We start from the raw sequence: 23,862 nt of genomic DNA, 5'->3' as shown, positions 1-23,862 counted from the left end.
GCAATTTATTTTTGCATATTGGCAATTTGAATTTGCGTATAGGAATTCCACAACAGAGCGCTTATGATTGGACCATGATAGAATCTCCTCCCCCGCCTAGCGCCACGTCCGACGAGTTGACCACAGACGGTGGGCGCAACGAATTTGGCGAGAACCTTCGTAAGCTGCGCAAAGACAAAAAGATGACACTGGCTGATTTGGCCACTGCGTCAGGAATCGCTGCTTCCACCCTGTCACGGGCGGAAAGAGGCTTGCTTGGCTTGACCTATGATCGTTTGTCCCAGCTGGCTGATGGTCTGGGAGTCGACATGGCAGAACTCTTTGGAACAGGCGGTGCCTCGTTTCAGAAGAATAGCATCTCAGTTGCGCGTCTGGGTGAGTTTGAGCTTCAAACCACGCCAAACTACACCTATGAGATGCTGTTTTCCGATGTTTGGGGCAAGGCGATGACCCCGATGGCAGGTGTCGTAAAGGCACACAGCCGCCTGGCATTTGACGACTTCATCCGCCATCCGGGTCAGGAATTCGTTTTTGTGCAATCCGGCCAGTTGACGATCTATACCGAGGCAAACGAACCGGTCACACTACAGGCTGGTGAAAGCGCCTATCTCGATAGCAGCATGGGCCATGTATACACATCAGCCGGTGACGAAGATGCCCGCATTTTGGTCGTTTGTCTGGGTCGAGGTGATTCAGCCTGAAACATACTTTGCATTCGACGGTTATTTTACGGCAGGCCTAACGCATCGAGTTTGACCTTCGCCGGGAACCTTATGGAGCGACTGCATTCTTGGCCAACAGCCGCTCTCAAAGTGGGTTGCTCTTGGCGAAATTCCTGAAAAAGGCCAAATACGCCTTATCGGGATCGCGCGGCGCTTCTTTGTCTTTTGACCAAGCCCGCCACTCGGACTCCGCGTGATAGATATCGTACCCCGGAAACCTCAGCTTTGCGGTTTCATAGGTTTCTGTTCTCAGCGACTCCCCTGCCCTTTCCAGCCAGGCCGGACGCGGTTTAATCTGAGCTTGCTCAACAACCGCTTCAACACGACCTTCCATGCGCGCCTTGCGCCCAACCTTGGAAAACTCGATTTCACGGTCGACAGCTGATTGGCCAGCCGCATCCTTGCGTGTCCATTCCATCACAACACCCGCGACCCGCCTTCCCTCTTTGTAGGGGGTCATGCTGACATTGTAGTCGGACAAGGCGTTCACCTCTTCCACCGCCGGAGCCAGTGCGCGTAATTGCAAATTTGACCAGGTCGTTAGCTTCCCCTTAGGCACGCCCAATATCCCACGCAGCTCTTCCAGTTTGAATTTCTCTGAAGATTTGAACCGCAGATTGCCGCGCTTTTGCACCATCTCATATAAGGTCAGTGCATATTTTGACGACAGCGCAAACATGACCTCCTTTTGAAGCCGGGCAAAAACGGTCGAGTTTTTGATGATCTTTCGCAATGCGCGGGGAATTTCATAATAAAGCATCCCGTCGGGCTGCTCGAGTTCAATGTTCCCCCCCAATAGTTGAACACGCTCGATGGCAGGCTCCCCGTCAACCAAAACCGAAACTTTCACAATGGCGCGCATCAACCGTTCAACCGAGTCGCCAATCCGGTCATTTGAGTTATGACTGCCACGTAATGTCGCCTTGGACACATGATGCACTACGGGCTTGTCGATCTCCTCCCAGGCGTGCTCCAGCATCATATTGTAGATGCGTCGATCATTCAGCGTTAAGGGGGTTACTTCGACAAGATCAACCAGCTCTCCTGGTTTAATCAGTGAGTCCGCGTTAGGTTTAGCATCCAAACTACTATATGGTTTTTTGGTCTCGTCTGCCATATTACTACTTACACCAAACTCTTACTTTTTGTTTTTTTCGTTGTAAGAAAAAATGCTAAGTCAGTCAATCATTGCAGCGAAATTGTTCAGAGCGCACCCAATATGTAATTTTACGTCAGCAGAAATCTAACCCAGACGGGCTCAGAGACACGCGCAAACGAATCAAAACAAAGGATATTTTGACCCCGCCGCGGCCCCATCCAATTCGTAAGTTTAACCCACCCAATCCGTAAGAGTTACCGTCCCAAAATGTAATTTTTAGCACCCAATATGTAACAGTAAGATGGTTTTACCTTTTACTTATAGATGCTTAGTCCGCATGAACACTTGAACAAAAAGAATCAGAACAAGACTTCAACGCCTTCAAAGAGTCATTTAGAGCACAGATGACCACCAGAATCGCTCTTTTCTGAAAATCCCCTACATCTTCCTTGCGAAGACAAAGAACTTTTGAAAAAACAGTATCATCAATCTAAGTTTTGCTTTTTGGGAAAAACTTGGCAAAATATCAAAAGCTACGGGGCACCATGGCAGATCCTATTCTACCTTCGATTTCGCTCGACGACCTTGATCTTCTATCAAACCGAGCAAGTTCTGTCATTGATCGGTTAAGGGATCAGGTTTTTGCCCCTGGGACACAAAAAAATCTGGATCTAAGGTTTAATGTCCGCACAGCTGCACAAATGATTGGTCGATCGGAAACTCTCATCCGAGATGCTGAAAACGAAGGCCGCCTCCCTACTCCGGAAAAAGATGATAAAACAGGACGCCGCAAAGGCTACTCCTTGCATGAGATAAACAACATGCGCGAAATCTTTGGAACTCTGCCGCACCGGGCACCGGATGATGAAGCGCTTGTTCTCGCCGTTCAGAATTTCAAAGGTGGTGTTGGAAAATCCACTCTTGTAACCCACCTCTCCCAATACCTCGCTTTGCAGGGATATCGTGTCTGTGTGATCGACTGCGATAGCCAGGCCTCAACCACCTCCATCTTTGGTTTGAATCCTGACATCGACATCGATGAAGACGAAGAAACACTCTATCCCTTTTTCCGTCATGGCGGACCACAAGATCTACGCTACGCCCTACGCGCAACCTACTGGCCAGGCATCGCTATGGTTGCTGCAAACTTGGGTCTATACGACGCGGAATATGAACTTGCTGGCCGAATGGCCCGTGAAAGTGGGTTTGTGCTGGACCGCCTACGTGAAGGTATCAATTCGATCCGTGACCACTTTGATGTTATCCTTCTCGATCCCCCCCCTGCCCTTGGTATGATTTCGCTATCAGTCCTACGCGCTGCAGACGCTATTTTGGTCCCGACCCCGCCCAACAACGTTGACTTTGGATCAACCGTTCATTTCCTGAAAATGATGACCAGTACCCTGGCTGAGCTTGAGAAAGTTGGGGGTTCGCACAGTTATAAGTTTGTAAAGATCCTTACGACGAAAATGAACGACGGCAAATCAGCCCACGTAGCGATCAAACGAATGATGGATGCAATTTTTGCCGGTGACATGTTGCAATCTGTGCTTAAGGATTCTGCTGAAATCGATAACGCCACCGCCAACCTTTTGACGGTCTATGAAATGACTGGTGCTGCCACTCGCACTGAAACCCACAAACGGTGCCGCGCCTATTTGGATTCTATTGGTCGCGAGGTCGAAGTTCTAATGCGTAAAACATGGCCAAGTCAAAAAGCTGCACTCAGCCAGGAGGGCCTACTATGACAAAGAAACATGATGCAATTTTTGATGCAGTGCTGAGTGGCATAGATGCAGACGGCCGTAATCCCAAGAAAGACCGCAGCGCTGGTCGGTTTCTTAAGCGCGGAAATGCGATTGGCGAAAAGCTGAGCGGTGAACTACACGAAAAAACGCTGCATTTGGTCGACCCATCACGCTGCAGAATGTGGGATCGTCACAATCGTATCTATGATCTGCTGACACCGGAAAACTGTTCTGATCTAATTGATGGTATTCAACAACAGGGCAAGCAGGAGTTCCCAGCTGTTGTGCGCCGGGTTGAAGGCGTCGATGGAATCGACTTCGAAGTGATCTGTGGTGCCCGCCGCCATTTCGCCATTTCATGGCTGCGGGCGAACAACTATCCGCAGTTCAAATATCTAATCGAAGTGCGCGACCTGTCCGACGAAGAGGCCTTTCGCCTGGCGGATATCGAAAACCGTGATCGGGCTGACATCTCAGATTATGAGCGCGCCTGCGATTATGCGGCTGCGGTAAAGCTGTACTATGGCGGCAAGCAGAAATCGATGGCGCAGCGGCTTCAGGTTTCCGAAGCTTGGCTGTCGCGGTATCTGTTTTTGGCCAAATTGCCCGATGAAATTGTCAGTGCTTACCCAAGCCCGAATGACATCAAAGAACTCCATGCCCGGACTTTGAAACCGTTCCTTGCACAGCCCAAGACACGTGCCAAAATGATCGACCGGGCGGAGTGGTTGCAGTCCATGCGTGCGGCTCAGGCCACGACACATGGGACGCCTTGGAATGACGCGGTTAAGGTGCTGAATGAACTCAAGCAGGCAGGACAAGGCAAGGTTTCCAAGCCGAAGCCAAAGCCTTCGGTAAAGCATGTATATAGCGCCAAAGGTTCAGATTTTAGCATCAAGAGAACTGACAAGGGGCGTCAGATTCTGTTGGAGATAGATAAGGATGCTCCAACAGATGACCTGCGCATGTTGTTGGAAAAGTTTCTAACGGATCGAGCTGAAAATCTGTAAGAAATTGCCAATTGGCAATTTCACGAATAAATATAATGAATCCCTCCCTTTACGGTGAAAACAATGAGATTGAATTCGACGGTCGACCCAGTTGTTGTCGAATTTCAACGGGACCAGTAGGGCGACACAGAGAGTAGGGCACGGGTGCCCAATTTGAACGCGAATGCCTTGGGTCACGTAGGTAGACGGATTCAAACTCCTTGAACACTGAAGTTCTAACCGGCAGATGATGAGTGAGTTGTGTGAGAGGCCATATGCGTCTCATTAAGGGGCAATTGCCTGCTCAAAGGGCTATATGTGGCCCGTTGACAAATTTGGAAATAAGAGGCCAAATACGGCCTGTAAATTCAAATATTCCGAAATAACCGGCATCATGTGACCTTTAAGGACAAAATGGCGACCTCTCAGCAAGTAGAAATCGAGATCGGGGAGCGGTTGGCACGACTAAGGCTCTCGCGAAACGTGACGCAGGCCGCGTTGGCTGGTCAAGCTGGTATCGGCGTGCGTACCTTGCGGCGCCTCGAGGGAGGCGAACCTTCAACGCTTGATACGTTTTTGCGCGTCGTTGCGGCGCTCGATCTAGAGGAGGCAATCCTGTCGGCCCTGCCGGAGGGGCAAATTCGACCTATCGAGCGTATTTCGGGGAAAGGCAACGAACGCCAACGGGCGCGGCCTGTCGACAAGAAACCCGCCAAACCCACATGGACATGGGGCGAGGAAAGTGATGACTGACGCAAGTGTTGTTTTGTGGGGGAGACGCATTGGCGCTGTGAGTTGGGATCAGGCACGATCCTTAGGTGTGTTCCAGTACGACCCGGAGTTCGTGGGGGCTGGCATAGAAGTAGCACCCTTGAAAATGCCAGTCAGGGAAGCGCCTTACGAATTTTCAGCCCTTGGGAAAGAAACCTTCAAGGGCCTTCCTGGCATGCTTGCTGATGCGCTCCCGGATAAGTTTGGTAATCGACTCATTGATGCTTGGCTGGCTGAAACCGGGCGGAGTGTGGAAAGTTTTAGCCCGGTTGACCGGCTTTGCTACATCGGAAATCGAGGGATCGGTGCGCTGGAGTTTCAACCCACAGTTCGTAAGGTGACAAAGTCAAAAAAGCTGGAAGTTGACCAACTGTTGAGCCTTGCAAACAGGGTTTTGAATGAACGGGAGAATCTAACCGGGCAGCTTGGCGGTGAAGACGACGCGGATGCGCTTGAAGACATTTTGAGCGTCGGAACATCTGCAGGCGGTGCCCGGGCTAAGGCGGTCCTTGCCTGGAACCGCAAGACCGGCGAGTTCAGATCTGGGCAGGTGAAAGTAAGCGAAGGCTATGAGCATTGGCTGTTGAAATTCGACGGCGTGTCAAACAACCGCGACAAGGAACTTGCTGACCCGCAGGGCTTTGGCAGGATTGAGTATGCATATTATATGATGGCGCAGGATGCTGGCATCGACATGTCCGAATGCCGATTGCACCATGAAGGTGGTCGCAGCCACTTTATGACCCGGCGGTTTGACCGCGACGACAGGGGCCGCAAGATCCATATGCAATCTCTAGGCGCTATGCAGCATTTCGACTTTAACGACCCTGCATCCTATTCCTATGAGCAAGCCATTCTGACCCTCAGAAAACTTGGCCTTGGGATGGACGTTGTTGAGCAGCAGTACAGGCGTGCTGTGTTCAATGTTGTGGCACGTAATCAGGATGATCATGTGAAAAACATCTCGTTTCTCATGGATCGGTCGGGATCTTGGCGGCTTTCGCCAGCTTACGATATTGCGTATTCCTACAATCCAAATGGCGCGTGGACCCGTGATCACCAAATGAGCATGGCTGGGAAGCGTAATGGGTTCTCTCAGGCAGATTTACTGGCTTTTGCAACCAACGTGGGCCTGAAGGAGGCTAAAGCCCGTCAGGTCATCGCTGAGGTCTCTGAATCGATCGAACAGTGGGACACGCATGCCAATAGGGCAGAAGTCGACCCAGAAGACGTCATCCGCATCAAAAAGACATTTCGGTTGGACCTGCGTGGTGCATAGCCTCGCTTCGGGGTTGTGGCTCTAATTCAGGGAAAAAGCCGCGGTTCTTTAGCTCCGTTGCGCCGTTCGGGCAGCGGTCTGATGGCAACACAAGTGCGAACCAACCGGCGTAGGGGGCCAGGGTGTGTTCACCCTGGCGGTTCGGTAAAGGACGATACTGTCTGAATGGCACCGTCCAAGGCGTTGCCAGTCGAGTCTTGCAGGGCGGCTTCGCGCAGGCGGGCAATCCACTGGGCTGCATCATCACGCTCGATCAGCGCGGGCAGGGTGTCCAGAATGCGGGCGAATTTGGATAGGCCACGAACATGGGTGTCTGAATAGCCTTTGATCAGACGACGACACAGCAGCAGCTCTACCGCCAGATCGTAGTTCTTTGGCAGCGTTTCACTGCATAGGTTCAACCAGTTCAGAAGATGCGCCTGTTCTACTTGGTGGCGCAGGCTGTAGCGTCGGGTGCGACGCAGTCCAGCGATCACATATAGCAGAACAAAGCCACGCAGCCGATGGGTGCGAATGCGACGGCCTTTGTTGAGGCGTCGGTCGATCCAGGCAGCAAGCCGGGGGCGGGCCTCTATCCAGGTGCCAAGCGCGGCTGGCAGCAGGCTGATGATTTCTTCGCCGCGCGGGTGAAAGAACTCTGTCAGTTGCACCGGCTTGTCGTCAGCCTTCATCTCGGTCTGGATGCGGTCAAAGCGGCTTTTGCGGGTTTTGAGGTCGGCCACTCGGATGATGTCGTCATAGCACATGGCATTGGCGATATGCTTGGCGGCGGCTTCGGCCAGTGTTCCGTCGCCGCGGTCCTGTTGCGCCAAGGGGCGCAGACGTGCCAGATAATCGCGGCCATAGGCGAGATCCTGAAACTCGACCACGCGACGTAAGCCCAGCAGCGCTATCTCTGCGCCGGGTAGGGCACGGGCCTCAGCCTCCAGTGCCTGCCATTGCGACAGTAGACGTGCCGGGCCACGAGGGCTGGGATCACGACTGGCCCGCATGCGGGCGGGTGGTGCCTCAGAGGGAGGGGCTTCGGGGTTTGGTGACTGCGCGCGCGTATAGGCGGCGCCAAAGGCGCGCAGGCTGGCCGCGACGCCCTTACCTGAGGCCTGGATGGCCTCTTCGAATGCAACACGCGGAAAGGGAAGGGCGCCGGATCCTGCCAGAGCGCCAAATAGCGCTGAAGAGATCACCGATCCGTTGTCCGCGGCTAATTTGTCCATGTCGAACAGGATCAGTTGATCAGCCGCAATTTCAGCGGCGGCGCGGACCTCATCACTGGACGCAATGCCATCGCCGGGGGTCATCTTTTCAGACAAGGCCAGCGTGCGGTGACTAGAGGCAATCAGCGTGGTGCGATCTGGCGTGACAAAGCCACGCAGAATGGCGCGCCCTGCCTCCATCATTTCGGCGGCGATCATGATATCGACGTCGCCAGCTGAAGGCGCCAGGGAAAACACCGGCATCGCAGTGCCTTCTCCGCCCTGGGGCGCCATCTCGATGTAGTAGATGGTGGCGCCGGTGCGCTGCGCCACCCCTGCGACAGAGGTCGCCTGGGTGATGTAACCCTGGCTGCGCGCTGCCGCTTCGATCCAAGAGGTCAGCACCCCGCCGCCCTGGCCACCTACGGCCAAAATGGCCAGTTTAATGATTGATTTCAGCTGGTTGTCCGGCTGCTTGGGGGTCAGTTTCGGGGCTGCGTTCATGGCGCGATCTCCAGAAATTCAAGACGGCCGAGCTGACGCCGGGACTGTAGCCAGTGGATGACCCGTCCGGACATGCGGGCCCAACGGGATTCAAATCTTCCGGGGTTATGCACCACATCGGCGCGGTAGAAACTGGGGCAGAGCACAGCGGCATCCGCCACCTCGCCGCAGTTGCCACAGCCAACGCAGGACTGATCAATGCTTGCCACCGGATCATCACGCATCGGATCGTTCAGATGTTTCACAGATAGTGACGGACAGCCCGATAGGCGGATACAGGCGTGATCTCCGGTGCAGATGTCTTCATCGACGCCGAAACGCGGGATCTCCATCCGCTTTCCATCGTTAATCATTTGATTACGCTGGGGTTTTTCTCTTCTTTGACGATTCAACATACACTCGCTGGAGGCCACGATTACCTTGGGCCCGTCATATTCGGTGGTCAGAGCCTCGTGAAAAATGGCTCGCATCTTGGTAACGTCATAGGTGTGATCGATGTGGCGGACCCAATCGACGCCTACGCCGGACAGGGCCTTGGTAATTGGGTTATTGGTGGATTTAGTTGGATTGTCCGCGCGGCTGGACGGGATGTCCTGCCCGCCGGTGGCAGCTGAATAGTAGTTATCGACCACCACGGCGACGCTGTCAGCCTTATTAAACACCATATTGCCAATCGAAGAGGACAGCCCGTTGTGCCAAAAGCCGCCATCGCCAATGATCGAAATCGCTCTGCGTTCGCCGCCGCCATCAAAGGCCGCATTGGAGGCGGGGCCAAGCCCATAGCCCATAGTGGCACCGCCAATGTCAAAGGGGGGCAGCGAGGCAAAGAGGTGGCAGCCGATATCGGCGCTGATCTGATGCTCTCCCAGCTCTTGTTGCACCAGTTTCAAGGCGGCAAAAATGGGTCGTTCCGGACAGCCCGTGCAAAATCCAGGCGGTCGGATTGGGACCGTTTGCGACAGGTCGGGCAGCTCGGGTGCGGGCTGATTGGGCGCGCGCATCTGGCCGGGCATCAAATTGGGAGAATATTGCGTCACAAAGGCGGAAATTCCGTCGAGCATCACCTGTCCGGTGTATTCGCCGGCCATGGGGAACACATCTTTGCCGTGCAGCTTCACGCTCAGATCTGAACGCAGCAACATGGTAGAAAACCCCTGCTCGATGAACTCGGGCTGGCCTTCCTCGATGATCAGAACCCCCTTTTTGTCTTTGGCAAAGGTGAGAAATTCCTGATCCACCAGCGGATAGGTGACGTTCAGGCAGTAGATCGGGATATCGGTGTCGCCGTAGATATCGGCCAGACCAAGCCGTTGCAGTGCTCGGATGACGCCATTGTACATACCGCCTTGGCAAACAATGCCGATTTTGCCGCTGTCAGGTCCGAAAAACTCGTTTAACTTCTGGTCGATGATGTGCTGTTGGGCGGCAGGCCAGCGGTTATTTACCTTGTCCTGTTCATGCGCAAAAGACATCGGCGGTAGCACCACCCGGTTCCAGTCACGCTGCGGATTTGACAGCGCATTTTTGACCGTCAGGGCAGGGCGCTGGTTGTCATGGCACTCAAAGCTGCCCGTCACATGACAGGAGCGAATGCGGACCATGAGCATCACCGGCGTGTTGGACGCCTCGGACAGCTCAAAGCTCTGGCCAACCGATTGCACGATTGAGGGCAGGTTGGGGCGCGGGTCCATCAGCCAGAATTGTGATTTCATCGCAAAGGCATGGCTGCGCTCTTGCATGATGGAGGAGCCTTCGCCGTAGTCTTCGCCAACGATCACCACCGCGCCGCCTGTGACACCGGAAGAGGAGAGGTTGGCCAGCGCATCCGAGGCGACATTGACCCCAACCGAGCCTTTGAACGTCACCGCGCCGCGAATGGGATAATGCACCGAGGCCGAAAGCATTGCCGCCGCCGCCGCTTCCGATGCATTGGCCTCAAACCGCACACCGAGTTCGCCCAGTAATTCCTCAGCGTCGGCCAAGACATCCATCAGATGCGAAATCGGTGCGCCTTGATAGCCGCCCACATACCCAACGCCGTTTTCCAAGAGTGCTTTGGTGATAGCGAGAATACCTTCGCCTGTGAATGTCTCGCCCGTGCCTGCCCGGAGATGCTCCACTTCTTTTTTGAAAGAGCGCTCTGCCATCTTTATCCTCCGTGGTCCCGGCCGTGGGGGCCGGGGTCGTTAAAAGTCGTGAACCCGCACGTTGCGCAGGATTTTTTGCAAGGTGGCCTCAAAGGCCAGCCGTTCATCGGTTGAGATACCCTCGAACATCTGGGCGTAGGTCTGTGCCATGCGTGGCCAGACCTTTTCAAAGGTGGCGCGCCCGGCATCGCTCAGGAATACCCGGGTGGCGCGCTGGTCTTCGGGGTCGGGCTGGCGGCGCACCAGCTCTTCTTTTTCCAGCCCATCCAGGGTGCGCGACAGGGTGGAGTATTCCACCACCGCATAGACCGCCAGCTCGCCAATCAGGATGCCGTCAATCATTGCCAAAACAGCCAGGCAGCGGACCTTGGGGGTGGTCAGCCCCAGTTCGGCCATCTCTTCGCGCAGGCTGGCGTTATAGCGGCCCATGATGCGGTTCATCAGATAGGGGGCAAAATTGCCCAGACCAATTTCGCCAAACCGAAGCGTTGCCAGATCCTGTGTCATGCGCCGAGCCTTTTCGCAGTATTGAACCCCGATCCGCCGCCAAGTCCGGGGCCGGGGTGGGTGGAGGCACCAATGTGGTGCAGGTTGCGAAAGAGAGTACTGCCGTTGCGCGAAGAGCTAAACGGGCGGAAGGTAAAAAACTGATCAAGGGTGCAGGCACCGCCATAGGGGTCACCACCCACCAGGTTCATGTTCAGTGCTGCCAGATCAGCGGGGGAATAGGCCGTGCGCGCCAGCTTGATTTTGTCGAAACCCTTGATGTGGCGCGCCAAAATGTCCTCGATCCGATCAGCAAAAGCTTCGCGGGTTGCCTCGTCCCACGAGCCATCAGTGGCGATCTGGTCTGCGGCGTCGCCTTTGATCTGACGCGGTGCGTCGGGGATTTGCAGCCAGAGGATTGCCTTACCCTCTGGGCAACGGCTGGGATCGAGACGATGTGGCTGGCCCACGCATATGGTGGGCGTTTCGGGCAGCATGCCGCGCTCTGCCTCGTTGGCGGATTTTGACACTGCATCTATCCCGTCGCTGAGGTGGATCAGCGCCACATCTTCCAGACCCTCAGCCAGCCATTCGGGTACCGCATCCAGCGCGTAGTGCAGTTGAAAATTACCACGTCCGTGACGGTACTGCTGTGCTTGGGCAATCTGTTCTTGTGGGGCGTCGTCTGTGATCAAACGGTTATACAGTTGTGATGGTGTGACAGAGGCCAGTACATGTTTGGCGGGGATTATCTCACCGCTCGCGGTTTTAACACCGGTCACCCTTTGGGTTTTTCCATTAGGTTCAGAGAGGGTGATCTTTGCCACGTCAACTCCGGTGCGGATTTCGCCACCATTTGCCTCGATCAACCGGCGAAAGGCCAAGGCGGCCTCGCCCGCGCCGCCTTTGACGATGGGCGCGCCTGCGGCCTCCAGCGCAAAGGCAATGACCTTGCCCATCTGACCGGAATAGCTGCTTTCGGGTGTGAGCCCGGTGTGCAGCACCCAGGGGGCCCAAAGCGCCTGAATGTCAGGGCTGGAGTAAGAGGTTTCAAGCCAGCTACGCGCCGGACGTAAGGCGGTGCCGATCCAGGACTTCAACCCGTTCAGGCCCCTTTTACGGATCTGTCCCAGCAGCAAGCGGGCGGTGGCCCAAGACCACAGGTCGCCCCCCAACAGCGCGAAGAGGAACGGTGCATCGGCCTCGATCCCTGTCACATCGACACCGTGTTGATCGCCATCACCCACAGCCAGAGTGTTAAAGGCGGCAATATTTGCCGTGCGGTCAGTGGTCAGCCGCGCACCGCGCCCGCAGGGGCGCAGCACGGCGGTGGGATGCGCAGTATGGCAGAGCTCAAACCCGTGCTTTCCAAGATCTTCGGCCAGTTCTGCATAGGCGGGGGAGGTCAGAAACAGCACAAAGGTGGCAGCCATCACGTCATGGTCAAAGCCGGGCAGGGTGGCCGCATGTGTCATCATGCAGCCGCCAATGCGGTCTTCACGCTCCAGCAAAAGCACCTTTTTGCCGCTGCGCGACAACAGGGCCCCCGCGACAAGCGCGTTGATGCCACTGCCAATGATGACGAGATCGGCCATTTGTATTACCTGCTCTGCCTTAACCCTGTGGAACCAACGCCAGAGCGCGGATGGGAGAGCCGGTGCCGTGCTGAATTTTGAGCGGTGCGGCAATCAGGATAGCGCCTTTGGCGGGCAGTTGATCAAGGTTGGCCAGTGAGGCGAGCCCAAAGCAATTGTCCCGGTGCAGCATGTTGTGGGCCGGGTAGGGTGGGTCCATCGCGCCAGCCTGCCCGGCATCGGTGCCAATGCACTGGTTGCCCCAACCGACGATCTTTTTCGACAGTAGGTATTCCACACAGTCCGGTGTTGGGCCGGGGGAGTGCGGGCCATTTTCATCGGCGTTGAGGAATGCGGCCTCGTCATCGGCGCGTTTGTCCCAATCGCTGCGCAACACGACCCATTCGCCTTTACCGATTTCGCCATGTTCGGCTTCCCAGGCTTTGACGTGGTCTGCCGTCAGCAGAAAGTCAGCATTGGCCGCGCTTTCGGCGGCGCAATCAATAACGTTCACAGGTGCAATCAGGCGGTTTACATCCAGTGTGTCGGTATAGCCATCTTCGTAGTCTTTACCGGTGATCCAGTGATGTGGCGCGTCAAAGTGCGTGCCGGAGTGCTCTCCGAGAACCATCCAGTTCCAGGCAAAGAATGGCCCGTCGGCGTCATATTCGCTGATCTTGTGGATCTCGACTTTGGGCGTGGGTTTGGCAAAGTCCTCTGGCAGTTGCAGGATTGGTGTGTCCGGCCCCAAAACCCCGGAACAATCTACAACTCGGACACCGCCAGAGGCCAGCAGTAGCCCCAAGTTGGTAAGTGTATTTTGCGCGCTCATGGCACTCTCCCTGAAGTGATCGCCCCCTGTTCGGGGTGCTGATTTATGAATCAAAGCTAGACAAATATATTTGCATTTGCAAACACTATAGCCACGAGAGGGGGAAATATGCGTCAAAATTCTGATGTTCTGATTGTTGGATCCGGGGTGAATAGCCTTGCAACTGCGGTGATTTTGCAGCGTGCAGGTCTGCGGATTTCGGTGTTTGAGCAGGCGTCAGAACCGGGTGGGGCGGTAAAGTCTGGGGCTTATACAGCACCGGGTTTCACCCATGACTGGGCAGCAATGAACCTGTCATTGTTCGCTGGATCCCCCTTCTTTCAGGAGTTTGGTGACATGCTCACGGAAGCCGGATTGGAATTTGTTCCGGCGCAGCATTGCTTTGCCAGTTCCTTTGCGGATGGGCGCTGGTTGGGCATCGGGAATGATGCCGAGGCCAATGCTGCTGCAATACATGCATTTGCAAATAGTGATTCGGAAACCTGGCGTGCCCTTAGTGATGAGTTTCCCGATCAGGCGTCGCATATTTTTGCTATTTTGGGGTCTTCCTTTGGCTTTCGTGCCGTGGCGAAGAATATCTGGAAGCTGCTGCGGGCAAAGAAGCTCTCGGGGGCCTTGGACCTCGGGCAATTCTTGGCTTCTTCGCCGCGCGTCTGGCTGGATGAGACTTTTACCTCCCCCCATGTGAAATCGACACTGGCGGCCTGGGGCATGCATTTGGATTTTGCGCCTGATGTCGCCGGGGGCGCGCTGTTTCCTTATCTCGAAGCCATGGCCAACCAGGCCTTTGGCATGGTGATTGGCAAGGGTGGTGCAGATACCGTCACGCGGGCGCTGCTCAAATGTATCGAGGCCGCGGGCGGCACCGTGACCTGTGATGCCCGCGTTGACCGTATTCTGATTGAGCAGGGCAGGGCGGTTGGTGTCCGGCTGTCGGATGGCAGCGAGCATCACGCAGCAAAATCGGTGATTGCCAATGTTGCGCCCAAAAACCTCAGCGCACTGATTGGTGAGACGGAGCCCCATTATGACAAGGGGCTCGAGAATTTCCGCCATGCGCCGGGCACCATGATGGTGCATTTGGCGATGGAGTCTCTGCCGGACTGGGCGGCTTCTGATCAGTTGCGGGGCTATGCCTATGTGCACTTAGCGCCCAGCATGGACCAGATGGCGCGTTGCTATCAGCAGGCCGTTGCGGGCTTGCTGCCGCAAGAACCTGTAGTGGTGGTGGGGCAGCCCACAACCATTGATCCCAGCCGCGCACCGGCGGGCAAGCATACCCTGTGGTTACAGGTGCGTATGGTTCCGGGTGAAATTTTAGGTGATGCGGGCGGCGAAATCACGGCGCTGGACTGGCAAACTGCTGCTGAACCAATGGCGCAACGAGCACTGGATATTGTCGAGGCCCATGCCCCCGGCACCCGCGCCAAGATCATCGCTCAAAGGATCGTAACCCCGGCAGAGCTGGAAGCGGACAACCCCAATCTGGTCGGTGGCGACCAGATCTGTGGCAGTCATCATCTGTCGCAGCACTTTATCTATCGTCCAATGCGCGGACGCTCGGATGGAACCACGCCCATCAAAGACTTGTACCACACTGGCGCTGCCGTCTGGCCAGGCGCAGGCACCGGCGTTGGGCCGGGGTATTTGCTGGGCAAAAAACTGACATCATAAAAGGGAGGAATGACTGTGACGGATTTTTCAAGACGCGGACTACTGAAACTGAGTGCAGCGACAATTGCACTGGCGACAACAGGCCTGCCGGCTCTGGCCGCAGGGATCGACGATCTGGTGATTGCCAATAACGTCAATCTGCCCAGCTGGAATCCAACGCTGGGAACTTCAGCCGTAAACCCAACTATTCAGGGCATCTATCAGTCGGTCTTTGACATGTTTATCGCCCAGGACACCGACCTCAGTCAGGCCCCGGGTATCTTGACAGACTGGGGGTGGAACGCAGACCAGACCAAAGTCGAAATGACAGTCCGCGAGGGCGTTACCTGGCATGACGGCAGCCCGCTTACCGCGGAAGATGTGGTTTGGAGTCTGGAGCGCGCCGCTGACCCTGAGGGTGGTAATCCGATCCAGTTCATCTGGTCCACCATTGGCAATTTTGAGGTGAGCGGCAACCAGATCACTGGCGATGTGCTGCGGTTTGAACCAACGATCTTTAAATGGATGTCCTTCCTCACCGGTTATGTGCTGCCCAAGGCCTATATCGAAAAGAACGGCCAAGAAGGTTTTGAGGCAGCGCCGATTGGCTCTGGCCCCTATATGGTTGAGAAATACGAACGGAACGCCTTTATCCGGCTGAAAGCCTATGACGGCTATTGGGGGCAGGCACCGGAGTTCAAAACTGTCACTATCAAGTTTGTCACCGATGCAACCGCCCGTGTGGCGGAGGTTGAATCTGGCAACGCCCATGTGACGCTTGAAATGCCATCAGAGGAATTTGACCGTCTTCGTGCTGGCAGTCTGGTTGGGGTGGCGCAGCCGATCTCTGACATTGGCATGATCTTCTTCAACGACATCGACGTGATGAAAGACCCTAACGTGCGCCGTGCGGCGGTCAAAGCGGTGAACAAACAGGCGATTGTTGACCGGCTGCTGTCTGGGTATGGCGTTGCGATTGATACCTTGCAAACGCCAGATTACACCGCCTTTGATGCCAGCGTGACCACGCCCTATGACCCTGAAGGCGCCAAAGAGCTGCTGGCGGCGTCGGGCTATTCCACCGACAATCCGGTGCGCTTTACCATCCAGACTACCCGCGGGTTCAAGCCCAAGGATTACGAGGTCATTCAGGCCATTGTCGGGTTGTGGCGTAAGGTCGGCATTGAGGCTGAGATCGAAGTCTATGAGATTGCCAAGCATTACGAGCTGCGCGCAACAGATACACTGGCGCCTGCGGCCTTTTACAACTGGGGCAATTCAATCGGTGACCCGACCACCTCCACCGGGTTTGCCATGTTTGGACCTTCGCCGCATTCGGTTTGGGATGGCGAAGATCTGGTGGGTATGATTGCACCGCTTTGGGGCGAGGCCGACGAGGCCAAACGGATCGAGGGCTGGAAAGCGGTCGATCGCAAGATCGCTGACGATGCTTTGGTGCTGCCTTTGTTCCAATATGTGCAGCCTATTTTGCACGCACCCGGCATTAAGGTGGTGCCGCATGCCTCGGGGGCATTGCTGCCCCATCTGATGACCCGTTCCTAAAGGACAGTTGCCGGGAGGGGCGCGGTTCTTCCCGGCACATAAATAAATGACCTTGATACGCATAATTCTGAAACGATTGCTGTCGATGTCGATCACCCTGATCGGCGTTGCGGTGATCGTATTTTTTATCATTCGCATTGTGCCGGGCAATCCCATCGCGATGATGCTGCCGCCCGGTGCAGGCGAAGAGGACATCGCCCGGCTCAAAGCGTTGTATGGGTTTGACAAAACCCTGCCGGAACAGTTCCTGATTTGGGTCCGGGGCATTCTGGGAGGCGATTTTGGCACCTCGATTACCAGTCGCCAGCCAGTGATGTCATTGGTGTTGGGACGGCTGCCTGCCACACTAGAATTGTCGATTATGGCGCTGGTTATGGCAGTAATGATTGGCGGTGCTCTGGCGCTGATCGGTACCCGACAACGCGGTGGCAAGGCAGAGGCGTTGATTGATGTCACCAATGGTGTCTCACTCTCGGTGCCGGATTTCCTTTGGGGGTTGTTGTTCATTCTGCTGTTTGGCGTGCTTTGGCCGGTGTTCCACATCTCGGGGAGGGTTTCGCCGGCACTGGATCTGCCCTTTGTGACCAATTTCTACCTATTCGAGAGTCTACTGCGGCTGCGGTTTGATATCTGGCTGGACCTTGTCAGCCATATGTTCATGCCCGCGCTGGCTCTGGCCATCCCGCTGGCGGCCATCATTGCCCAGCTGTTGAAACAATCGCTGAAGGAAACCATGCACTTGGACTATGTCACCCTGGCCCGCACCAAGGGCTATAGCGAAAACCATGTGATCCTGCGCGAGGCTCTGCCCAATGCAATCCTGCCGACGCTGACGCTGGTGGGGGTGCAGTTTACGTTTCTAATCGGCGGCACCGTGATTATCGAGCGGCTGTTTTCCTACGAAGGGCTGGGCAATATGGCGATTGATGCGGTGATCAACCGAGATCTGCCGCTCATTCAGGGCATCGTGATCCTGTTCGCGGTGATTTTTACCACGGTCAATCTGCTGGTCGATCTGACCTATGCACTGCTGAATCCGAGGTTGCGACATGGCTGATGGACGCGCGGCGGCAAAACGCCGGATCAATCCCCGGCTCTGGCTCTCGGGTGGTTGGCTGTTGATCTTGGCCGTTGCGGCCCTTGCAGCGCCTTTGTTGGCCCCGCAAGACCCATTGGCGCAGGATCTCTTTGCCTCGCGGTTGCCGCCTATGTGGCAGGGTGGGTCCGAGCCGGGGTTTCCCCTGGGAACCGACTCGTTGGGGCGTGATGTGCTGAGCCGGGTTCTCTATGGTGCCCGCATTGCGCTGCTGGTGGCACTGGTTGCTGGCACTTGCACCTGCGCGCTGGGGGCAGTGCTGGGCCTGATCGCCGGTTATTATCGCGGCTGGGCTGATGTGGTGATTTCACGATTGATCGAGATCTGGATGGCCTTCCCGCCGGTATTGTTTGCCATTTTGCTGATCGCGGTGATGGGCACCGGGCTGACCTCGATTATCGTGGCAATTGTGGTGATCGACTGGACTCGCTTTGCCCGGGTTATCCGGGCTGAGGCGATGACGCAGGGGGCAATGGACTATGTGGCTTCGGCCAAGGTGGCGGGGCGGGGCCGGTTTGGTATTATGATACGAGAGATCCTGCCCAATGTCCTGCCGACAATTGTGGTGCTGCTGACCTTGGAAATGGGCATCGCGGTGATCGTCGAGGCCATCCTCAGCTTTGTGAACCTGTCGATCTCTACCGATGATCCCACTTGGGGCAGCATGATCGCCGAGGGGCGCGCCGCCATTCATCACTCCTGGTGGGTGCTGGTCGTTCCACTGATCACCCTTTTCCTGACCGTTCTCAGCTTCAGCCAGCTTGGCGAAGGGCTGAAGGACCATTTTGATCCGGTGCTACGATGAGCTTTCTTGAGTTGAAGAACCTGAATGCGCGGGTTGGACCGCTGCCGATCCTGCGCGATGTCTCGTTGCAGGTGGCCCCGGGGGAGGTGCGCGCGCTGGTAGGTGAAAGCGGCGCGGGCAAAAGCATGATTGGCAAGGCGATCCTGGGCACTTTGCCAGATGCCATCCGCATCACCGGTGGTGAGATCCTGCTGGAGGGCGAAGACTTGCAGGCCATGTCGCCAAAGGACCGCCGCCGGATGATTGGTGCCAAGGTAGCGCTGATCCCGCAGGACCCGCTGACGGCGCTGAACCCGGCGCGCCGGGTAGGGCCGCAAATCTGCAACCGGCTGGTGGATATCCTCGGCTGGCGCCGCCGAGAGGCGGAGGCCCGCGTGATAGAGCTGCTGCATGAGGTGCATATTCCTGCACCTGAACGGGTGATGCGGGCCTACCCGCATGAGCTTTCGGGGGGGATGCGGCAACGTATCCTAATTGCCTCGGCCTTTGCAGCGGAACCGCAGTTGATCATTGCGGATGAGCCAACAACGGCGCTGGATGTCACGGTGCAAAAGCAGATTTTGCGGCTGATCCGCGATATGCAGGCACGCCACGGCACCGCATTGCTATTTGTCACCCATGATCTTGGTGTGGTGTCAAAGCTCTGCCAATCGATGACGGTTCTTTTTGGCGGTAAGGTATTGGAGGACACATCAGTGGATCAATTCTTCAGCGCGCCAGACCATGCCTATTCGGCGGCGCTATTGGCGGCGACGCCCAAATACACCGATCCGGGCGGCAGCCTGATGCCAGTCCCCGAGGCGACTATTCATGCGGTTGAGGCCGAGATCGCCGCGCATGATTTGGCCCATCAGACAGAGACGGTACGACAATGAGTGAGATGCTATTTGAAATCCGTGATCTGCGGCTCTCGTTTGCGGATCTGGCTCACAAGCCTCTGTTTGGCGCCGCACCACGCATTGAAGTACTCAAAGGTCTCAACTTTGACATACCGCGTGGTGATGTCATTGGAATCGTGGGGGGCTCGGGCTCGGGTAAATCTACCCTGGGCCGCGCCATGGTGCGGCTGCTGGATGTTGATAGCGGTCAGATCCGGTTTGACGGGACTGATATTTCCCAAATGGATGAGGCGACCCTGCGCCCATTGCGTCGACGTATCCAGATGATCTTTCAGGATCCGATGTCATCGCTTAACCCCCGTCACCGGGTGGCGACGCTGATTGCCGAACCGTTGCGTTTGCACGGGTTTGACCAGGTCGCGGAGCGGGTGGATTTTGCCCTGTCGCAGGTTGGCCTGCCGCTCGCCTTTCGCAATCGCTATCCGCATGAGTTGTCGGGCGGCCAGCGCCAACGCGTTGGCATCGCCCGCGCCATCGCCACCGAGCCCGAGTTCATACTGGCGGATGAGGTGGTTTCGGGGCTGGATGTTTCGTCACAGGCCCAGGTGCTGAACCTGCTGGAAAAACTGGTTAGCGACATGGGGCTGACGCTGGGTTTTATCAGTCATGATCTCTCGGTGGTGCGGCGGTTGTGCAAAACAACGCTGGTGCTGCACCAGGGGAAAATCGTTGAGCAAGCCTCGACGCAGGCGCTGTTTGATGCGCCACAGGCGCAATACACCCGCGATCTGCTGGATGCGATCCCTTTGCCTGAGGTGACACCGGGCTGGTTGGACTGATCTGTAAAAGCTGCGTGCGTATCCGTCGTCATCGTGCCCTTTGCTGTCTGAAACCGAAGGCCGGGGCAGGGAGCTGGCGGTACCGCTCCATCCAATCAGGATGAGCTGGATAGGGATGTGCCACGGCTAAGAGCTAAAATCAGCCAGTCCGCGTTGTACTCCCATATCGCGAAACAGTTCCAACTGGCTGGCCAGATGGGCCAAGCGCGTCTTCAGGTCATCAGTCAGTGGTTCACTTTTCGATGTGGTCTGAATGAAGTTGACCGTCTTTACGACATCGCGCCAGCGAGGGTTGGTGGGCAGGGTGTCGGCCAGAAGGTATTTATCCAGCGTTCTTGTTTGTAAGGATGTCTTGTCTAGGTTGACCCGCCAGATGCCGGAGGTCTCGGCAAACTCGATTTTGCCTTTGCCCGTCAGGTCTGACCACAGGTCAAGAGAGCTGGTCATCAGATCCACGATGGTATCGCGGTAGGGGTCTCGAACCGGGTTGGGCTGCGCGCCGGGTCCTTCGGGTGCGATCAGGGACGGCAGCGAAGTGTCGACCACATCGCGCAGAGACTGAACAAATGCTTCGCCGTGTGCGTTACTGGCCCGGCTAAGCAGGAGGGCTTTACCGCCACCTGCCTCGGGCATCATGGCAAAAACGCTGGTGGTGTACTCGGTCCCTCGCAGAGTAAGCTTGAGCCGCTGAGGATCGTCGTCAGCTTCGATCTGGGAAATCTGACGGTGCTGGTCTTGGGGCAGGAGGTCGGCCAGAATGGTTTGGTTCGACATCACGGGATGACCCAATATCTGCTCGGCGGAACCATTGGCATATGTGACCACGTCGCGCGCATTCACACAAACCAATCCTTCGTCCAGTGCGTTGAGAAGTTGGGTCATACGGCGTTGAGATAAGCGCAGAGCGTCTTCTATTTGGATGCGCCGTTCAACTTCTTCATGGAGCTCAAAATTTTCCTCGCTGCTGCGCTGTGCGCGTGAGGCTTGCAACAATGTGCGAATGCGGCTGAGCAATTCGTCTCTAACAAAGGGTTTTACCACATAATCGTTTGCACCCGCATCGAAGCCGGCAATCATATCGCTGGACCGGCCGCGCGCCGTTAACAGAAGGATCGGCAGGTCATGCAATCCGTAGCGCCGACGCAGATTGCGGGCCACATCAAGGCCATTCATACCCGGCATCATCACATCCAACACGATCAGATCTGGTCTGGCAGTTGCTACCCTGCGCAACGCTTCAGAACCGCTGGAGGCTTTGATCACGCGGTAGCCCTGCGGATGCAGAACGTTCTGTAGAACCTGAAGGTTAATCGGCTCATCATCCACACACAGCACGACGGGGGCATCGTCGTCACTCTCTTTGGTGTCATCCATCGTGCGCAGGGGAACAACAGGGTCTTCTGGCAGTTCCAGTGACGGAAAATCTTCGGGGGCTGTTGGTGCGGGCAGGTCAGAGACGGGCAGATGGATTTCGAAAATTGATCCTTTGCCAAGCTCACTGGTAACTTCAATTGTGCCGTCCATCATGACGGCCAGGTTGCGGGCGATGGTCAGGCCCAATCCTGTGCCTTGCTGTTGACCAAGACTTCCAGGGGTGAGTTGCTCCAGCGGATGGAAAATACGGTCCATGCTGTCGGTTGCAATGCCGGGGCCTTGGTCTTTGACGCCTACGATAAGCGTTCCGCCTTCGGTTCGGGCAAAAATGTCGATATCGTTGCCACCGCCGTATTTGGCGGCATTGGACATCAGGTTGAACAGGATTTGTTCGTAGCGCACCGGGTCTGCTAACACGGCTGGCAGATCACCCGGAAGATCCAGATGGATCTCTACCTTGTCGGTATTGCGCCCTTTGGGCATCAGCGGCTGAACCAGTTGGATCACATTGCGCAGGGCATGGCCTACATTCAAAGGCTGCAAATCCAGACGCATGCGGCCTTCACGAATGCGGTAGATATCCAGCAGATCATCGACCAGCCGGGACAGGCGCCTGGCGGATGATGTAATCAGGCGCAGCTGGCTTTTTTGTGCCGGGTGCAGGTCTCCCATCACCCCGGTTTCCAGTGTTTCCAGTATACCAATGATACCGTTCAGAGGGGTGCGCAGCTCGTGACTGGTGTTGGCCAGAAACCGGTCTTTCATCCGGTCCGCTTCTTCCAGCTTTGCGTTCTTTTCTTCGATCTGGCGCAGGTTCTGCTGCAGGGTTTCGTTCTTATCCCGGATTTGATCCACCTGATCACGCAGCCCTTTGCGCATTCCGCTAACCGCGCGTGACAGGCGCGCGTATTCCACCGGGTGTTCGTATTCCGGCAGGTTTTCATTAAGGCTGCCTTCGGCCACTGCGCTGGCGGCCTCTGCCAGTCTTTGGATGGGCCGGGTGAGTGATTTCGAAAAAAGGAACACCAATACAGCAAGCACGGCTATGGTCCCTGCACCGATAATCAACAGGGCAATACCCAGCCGCCGGGAATTGAAAAAAGCCTGATCACTGGGGGCTTCGGCCACAACCAACCAGAGTGGGGTGGGACTGTTCAGCCGACCCCAGGCAGTAAGAGCGGGGCTGCCGGATAGGCCGGAGTCTAAAATGGCCACAGAGGACGGCGTTGCCATTTCAGCTGGTAGGGCCACAGCATGACCAATTGTCGTGGCGCTGATAGGGTCTGACGCAGCAATGACGGCCCTCTGGGCAGACAACACCGTCAAAGGGATTTCACTGCCGTCCAGCAGGGATTGGATGCCGGTCGGGGGCATTCGAAGGATGAGAGCGCCGCGTGTGCGTGAATGTAGAATAACCGGGACAGCCAAGTAGGCCGAGAATTCGCCGGTTACAGCATCACGGACAAAATCCTGCACCATTGGTGCAGAGTCATCGTGGTCGAGCAGCGCAGCATGCGCGTTCTCCAGTCCTGCTGCGGCACCTTCCAGATGCCGCCCAAGATAGGCATCTGCATGCGCCGCATAGACAACCTGACCGTGCCGGTCGACAAGGTAGAGATTATCAAACGGGCTATCGTTGAGAAAGCCGAGAAAACCGGCATGAAAACGGCGATAGATATTTGCGTATTCAAGGGCCTCGCGCAACAAGCGGTCATTGGTACCGATGCCCAAAGACTCGGGGCTGGACTGGTTGACCTCAAAAATGTCGCGCAACAAGGCCCCTGCCGCATGCGGAGTTTCCGCTAACTGCTGGATCGCATAGCTAAAGCCGTAGAACTGCCCAACCGAGTAGCGCACATTGGACGACTGTGCCAAATCTTCGGCTTGTTTACGGGCGTGAGTGAGATACTGGCTGATTTCGCCGCTCTTGGCGTTTCGGGCAAAACCTACTTTTTGAAAAGTTTCCGAGGTGATGGTTTGATTGACCAGAGCGTAAAACACCATCCCGCCCAATGTTAGGGGCAGGACCGAGGCCACCAAAAAGGTGACGAGCAACCGGGCTCTAATTCCGCTTAGCACCTGAAAATCTCCAATTGGGATGTCAGTATCTTTGGTAGATTCTGTCGGTTTGACCCATTTCTGGCAAGGGGGCAACGTGGCAACTGGGTCAAAATCTAAAAAGCTTGCTTCACCCCAACGCTTTGAAAAATAACCGTTTAGCTGGTCGCGTTTTTTGGTTTTGACGAAACTTACGATATTTCTGGTGTCCAGGTTCAACCAGAGGAGTTTGACTGTTAGCCAGTTCTCATCCGGTATTGTTCGGGCTGGGGACAGCTATTTTCGCTTAAG

The 23,862-nt window shown here is 55.9% G+C and carries 18 protein-coding genes; 11 read left to right on the top strand and 7 right to left on the bottom strand.

Going from position 1 to position 23,862, the window contains the following annotated elements; all coding sequences use genetic code 11:
* The first annotated feature begins 74 nt into the window (after positions 1-74).
* Positions 75-701, top strand: a complete 627-nt coding sequence (locus tag GO984_RS19415) for a helix-turn-helix domain-containing protein (RefSeq protein ID WP_157024236.1) — start codon at positions 75-77, stop codon at positions 699-701.
* 106 nt (positions 702-807) lie between these two features.
* Here GO984_RS19415 and GO984_RS19410 read toward each other — a convergent pair whose 3' ends face one another.
* Positions 808-1,839 carry a replication initiation protein gene (locus GO984_RS19410; protein WP_138165246.1) on the bottom strand — a complete coding sequence of 344 codons (1,032 nt, stop codon included), beginning with the start codon at positions 1,837-1,839 and terminating at the stop codon, positions 808-810.
* 527 nt (positions 1,840-2,366) lie between these two features.
* Here GO984_RS19410 and GO984_RS19405 point away from each other — a divergent pair.
* From GO984_RS19405 to GO984_RS19390, 4 genes are all read left to right on the top strand, one after another.
* Entirely contained in the window at positions 2,367-3,569 is a 1,203-nt protein-coding gene (locus tag GO984_RS19405; RefSeq protein ID WP_138165245.1) for an AAA family ATPase, read from the top strand.
* The gene (locus GO984_RS19400) at positions 3,566-4,579 is read left to right on the top strand and encodes a ParB/RepB/Spo0J family partition protein (protein ID WP_157024235.1); all 1,014 of its coding nucleotides are present in this window, start codon (positions 3,566-3,568) and stop codon (positions 4,577-4,579) included. Before GO984_RS19405 ends, GO984_RS19400 begins: the two co-directional genes overlap by 4 nt.
* A 393-nt stretch (positions 4,580-4,972) precedes the next feature.
* A complete protein-coding gene (locus GO984_RS19395; RefSeq protein ID WP_157024257.1) occupies positions 4,973-5,311 on the top strand; it encodes a helix-turn-helix domain-containing protein in 339 nt (112 codons plus the stop codon).
* Complete coding sequence (locus GO984_RS19390) at positions 5,304-6,608, top strand: type II toxin-antitoxin system HipA family toxin (protein WP_157024234.1); 1,305 nt, start codon at positions 5,304-5,306, stop codon at positions 6,606-6,608. Before GO984_RS19395 ends, GO984_RS19390 begins: the two co-directional genes overlap by 8 nt.
* A 128-nt stretch (positions 6,609-6,736) precedes the next feature.
* Here the strand turns inward: GO984_RS19390 and GO984_RS19385 are convergent, their stop codons facing one another.
* From GO984_RS19385 to GO984_RS19365, 5 genes are read right to left on the bottom strand one after another with little or no spacing between them, the layout of a single operon-like run.
* Positions 6,737-8,305 (bottom strand): indolepyruvate oxidoreductase subunit beta family protein, encoded by a 1,569-nt coding sequence (locus GO984_RS19385; protein WP_157024233.1) that lies wholly within the window; start codon positions 8,303-8,305, stop codon positions 6,737-6,739.
* Positions 8,302-10,452: a thiamine pyrophosphate-dependent enzyme gene (locus GO984_RS19380; RefSeq protein ID WP_157024232.1), complete on the bottom strand. Its 2,151-nt coding sequence runs from the start codon at positions 10,450-10,452 to the stop codon at positions 8,302-8,304. The genes GO984_RS19385 and GO984_RS19380 overlap by 4 nt, the downstream gene beginning before the upstream one ends.
* Before the next feature lie 39 nt (positions 10,453-10,491).
* Positions 10,492-10,959, bottom strand: coding sequence for a MarR family winged helix-turn-helix transcriptional regulator (locus GO984_RS19375; protein WP_138165239.1), 468 nt, complete (start codon positions 10,957-10,959; stop codon positions 10,492-10,494).
* Positions 10,956-12,533, bottom strand: coding sequence for a phytoene desaturase family protein (locus GO984_RS19370; protein ID WP_157024231.1), 1,578 nt, complete (start codon positions 12,531-12,533; stop codon positions 10,956-10,958). The genes GO984_RS19375 and GO984_RS19370 overlap by 4 nt, the downstream gene beginning before the upstream one ends.
* 19 nt (positions 12,534-12,552) lie before the next feature.
* Positions 12,553-13,344 (bottom strand): cyclase family protein, encoded by a 792-nt coding sequence (locus tag GO984_RS19365; RefSeq protein WP_157024230.1) that lies wholly within the window; start codon positions 13,342-13,344, stop codon positions 12,553-12,555.
* Positions 13,345-13,452: 108 nt separating this feature from the next.
* Between GO984_RS19365 and GO984_RS19360 the strand changes: the two genes are divergently transcribed.
* The 6 genes from GO984_RS19360 to GO984_RS19335 are packed head-to-tail and all read left to right on the top strand — an operon-like array spanning position 13,453 to position 20,139.
* Positions 13,453-15,018, top strand: a complete 1,566-nt coding sequence (locus tag GO984_RS19360; RefSeq protein ID WP_157024229.1) for a phytoene desaturase family protein — start codon at positions 13,453-13,455, stop codon at positions 15,016-15,018.
* A gap of 9 nt (positions 15,019-15,027) precedes the next feature.
* Positions 15,028-16,560: an ABC transporter substrate-binding protein gene (locus tag GO984_RS19355; RefSeq protein ID WP_157024228.1), complete on the top strand. Its 1,533-nt coding sequence runs from the start codon at positions 15,028-15,030 to the stop codon at positions 16,558-16,560.
* Between the two features lie 46 nt (positions 16,561-16,606).
* Positions 16,607-17,617 carry an ABC transporter permease gene (locus GO984_RS19350; RefSeq protein WP_167740428.1) on the top strand — a complete coding sequence of 337 codons (1,011 nt, stop codon included), beginning with the start codon at positions 16,607-16,609 and terminating at the stop codon, positions 17,615-17,617.
* Positions 17,610-18,461, top strand: a complete 852-nt coding sequence (locus GO984_RS19345) for an ABC transporter permease (protein WP_157024227.1) — start codon at positions 17,610-17,612, stop codon at positions 18,459-18,461. Before GO984_RS19350 ends, GO984_RS19345 begins: the two co-directional genes overlap by 8 nt.
* Positions 18,458-19,336: an ABC transporter ATP-binding protein gene (locus tag GO984_RS19340; protein ID WP_157024226.1), complete on the top strand. Its 879-nt coding sequence runs from the start codon at positions 18,458-18,460 to the stop codon at positions 19,334-19,336. The genes GO984_RS19345 and GO984_RS19340 overlap by 4 nt, the downstream gene beginning before the upstream one ends.
* On the top strand, positions 19,333-20,139 hold the full coding sequence (locus GO984_RS19335; RefSeq protein WP_157024225.1) for an ATP-binding cassette domain-containing protein: 807 nt from the start codon (positions 19,333-19,335) through the stop codon (positions 20,137-20,139). The genes GO984_RS19340 and GO984_RS19335 overlap by 4 nt, the downstream gene beginning before the upstream one ends.
* 126 nt (positions 20,140-20,265) lie before the next feature.
* Here GO984_RS19335 and GO984_RS19330 read toward each other — a convergent pair whose 3' ends face one another.
* Positions 20,266-23,790, bottom strand: coding sequence for a hybrid sensor histidine kinase/response regulator (locus tag GO984_RS19330; RefSeq protein ID WP_245231181.1), 3,525 nt, complete (start codon positions 23,788-23,790; stop codon positions 20,266-20,268).
* Positions 23,791-23,862 lie beyond the last annotated feature (72 nt).

Source organism: Parasedimentitalea huanghaiensis, assembly GCF_009753675.1.
In the GTDB taxonomy this organism is placed as follows: domain Bacteria; phylum Pseudomonadota; class Alphaproteobacteria; order Rhodobacterales; family Rhodobacteraceae; genus Parasedimentitalea; species Parasedimentitalea huanghaiensis.
This window is presented reverse-complemented; position numbering and strand designations above follow the sequence as displayed.

Coding starts and splice junctions, on each gene's coding strand:
- GO984_RS19395 (WP_157024257.1), top strand. CDS start 4,973: ATGGCGACCTCTCAGCAAGTAGAAATCGAGATCGGGGAGCGGTTGGCA.
- GO984_RS19350 (WP_167740428.1), top strand. CDS start 16,607: ATGACCTTGATACGCATAATTCTGAAACGATTGCTGTCGATGTCGATC.
- GO984_RS19380 (WP_157024232.1), bottom strand. CDS start 10,452: ATGGCAGAGCGCTCTTTCAAAAAAGAAGTGGAGCATCTCCGGGCAGGC.
- GO984_RS19410 (WP_138165246.1), bottom strand. CDS start 1,839: ATGGCAGACGAGACCAAAAAACCATATAGTAGTTTGGATGCTAAACCT.
- GO984_RS19405 (WP_138165245.1), top strand. CDS start 2,367: ATGGCAGATCCTATTCTACCTTCGATTTCGCTCGACGACCTTGATCTT.
- GO984_RS19365 (WP_157024230.1), bottom strand. CDS start 13,344: ATGAGCGCGCAAAATACACTTACCAACTTGGGGCTACTGCTGGCCTCT.
- GO984_RS19415 (WP_157024236.1), top strand. CDS start 75: ATGATAGAATCTCCTCCCCCGCCTAGCGCCACGTCCGACGAGTTGACC.
- GO984_RS19400 (WP_157024235.1), top strand. CDS start 3,566: ATGACAAAGAAACATGATGCAATTTTTGATGCAGTGCTGAGTGGCATA.
- GO984_RS19340 (WP_157024226.1), top strand. CDS start 18,458: ATGAGCTTTCTTGAGTTGAAGAACCTGAATGCGCGGGTTGGACCGCTG.
- GO984_RS19385 (WP_157024233.1), bottom strand. CDS start 8,305: ATGAACGCAGCCCCGAAACTGACCCCCAAGCAGCCGGACAACCAGCTG.
- GO984_RS19375 (WP_138165239.1), bottom strand. CDS start 10,959: ATGACACAGGATCTGGCAACGCTTCGGTTTGGCGAAATTGGTCTGGGC.
- GO984_RS19335 (WP_157024225.1), top strand. CDS start 19,333: ATGAGTGAGATGCTATTTGAAATCCGTGATCTGCGGCTCTCGTTTGCG.
- GO984_RS19370 (WP_157024231.1), bottom strand. CDS start 12,533: ATGGCCGATCTCGTCATCATTGGCAGTGGCATCAACGCGCTTGTCGCG.
- GO984_RS19360 (WP_157024229.1), top strand. CDS start 13,453: ATGCGTCAAAATTCTGATGTTCTGATTGTTGGATCCGGGGTGAATAGC.
- GO984_RS19390 (WP_157024234.1), top strand. CDS start 5,304: ATGACTGACGCAAGTGTTGTTTTGTGGGGGAGACGCATTGGCGCTGTG.
- GO984_RS19355 (WP_157024228.1), top strand. CDS start 15,028: ATGACTGTGACGGATTTTTCAAGACGCGGACTACTGAAACTGAGTGCA.
- GO984_RS19345 (WP_157024227.1), top strand. CDS start 17,610: ATGGCTGATGGACGCGCGGCGGCAAAACGCCGGATCAATCCCCGGCTC.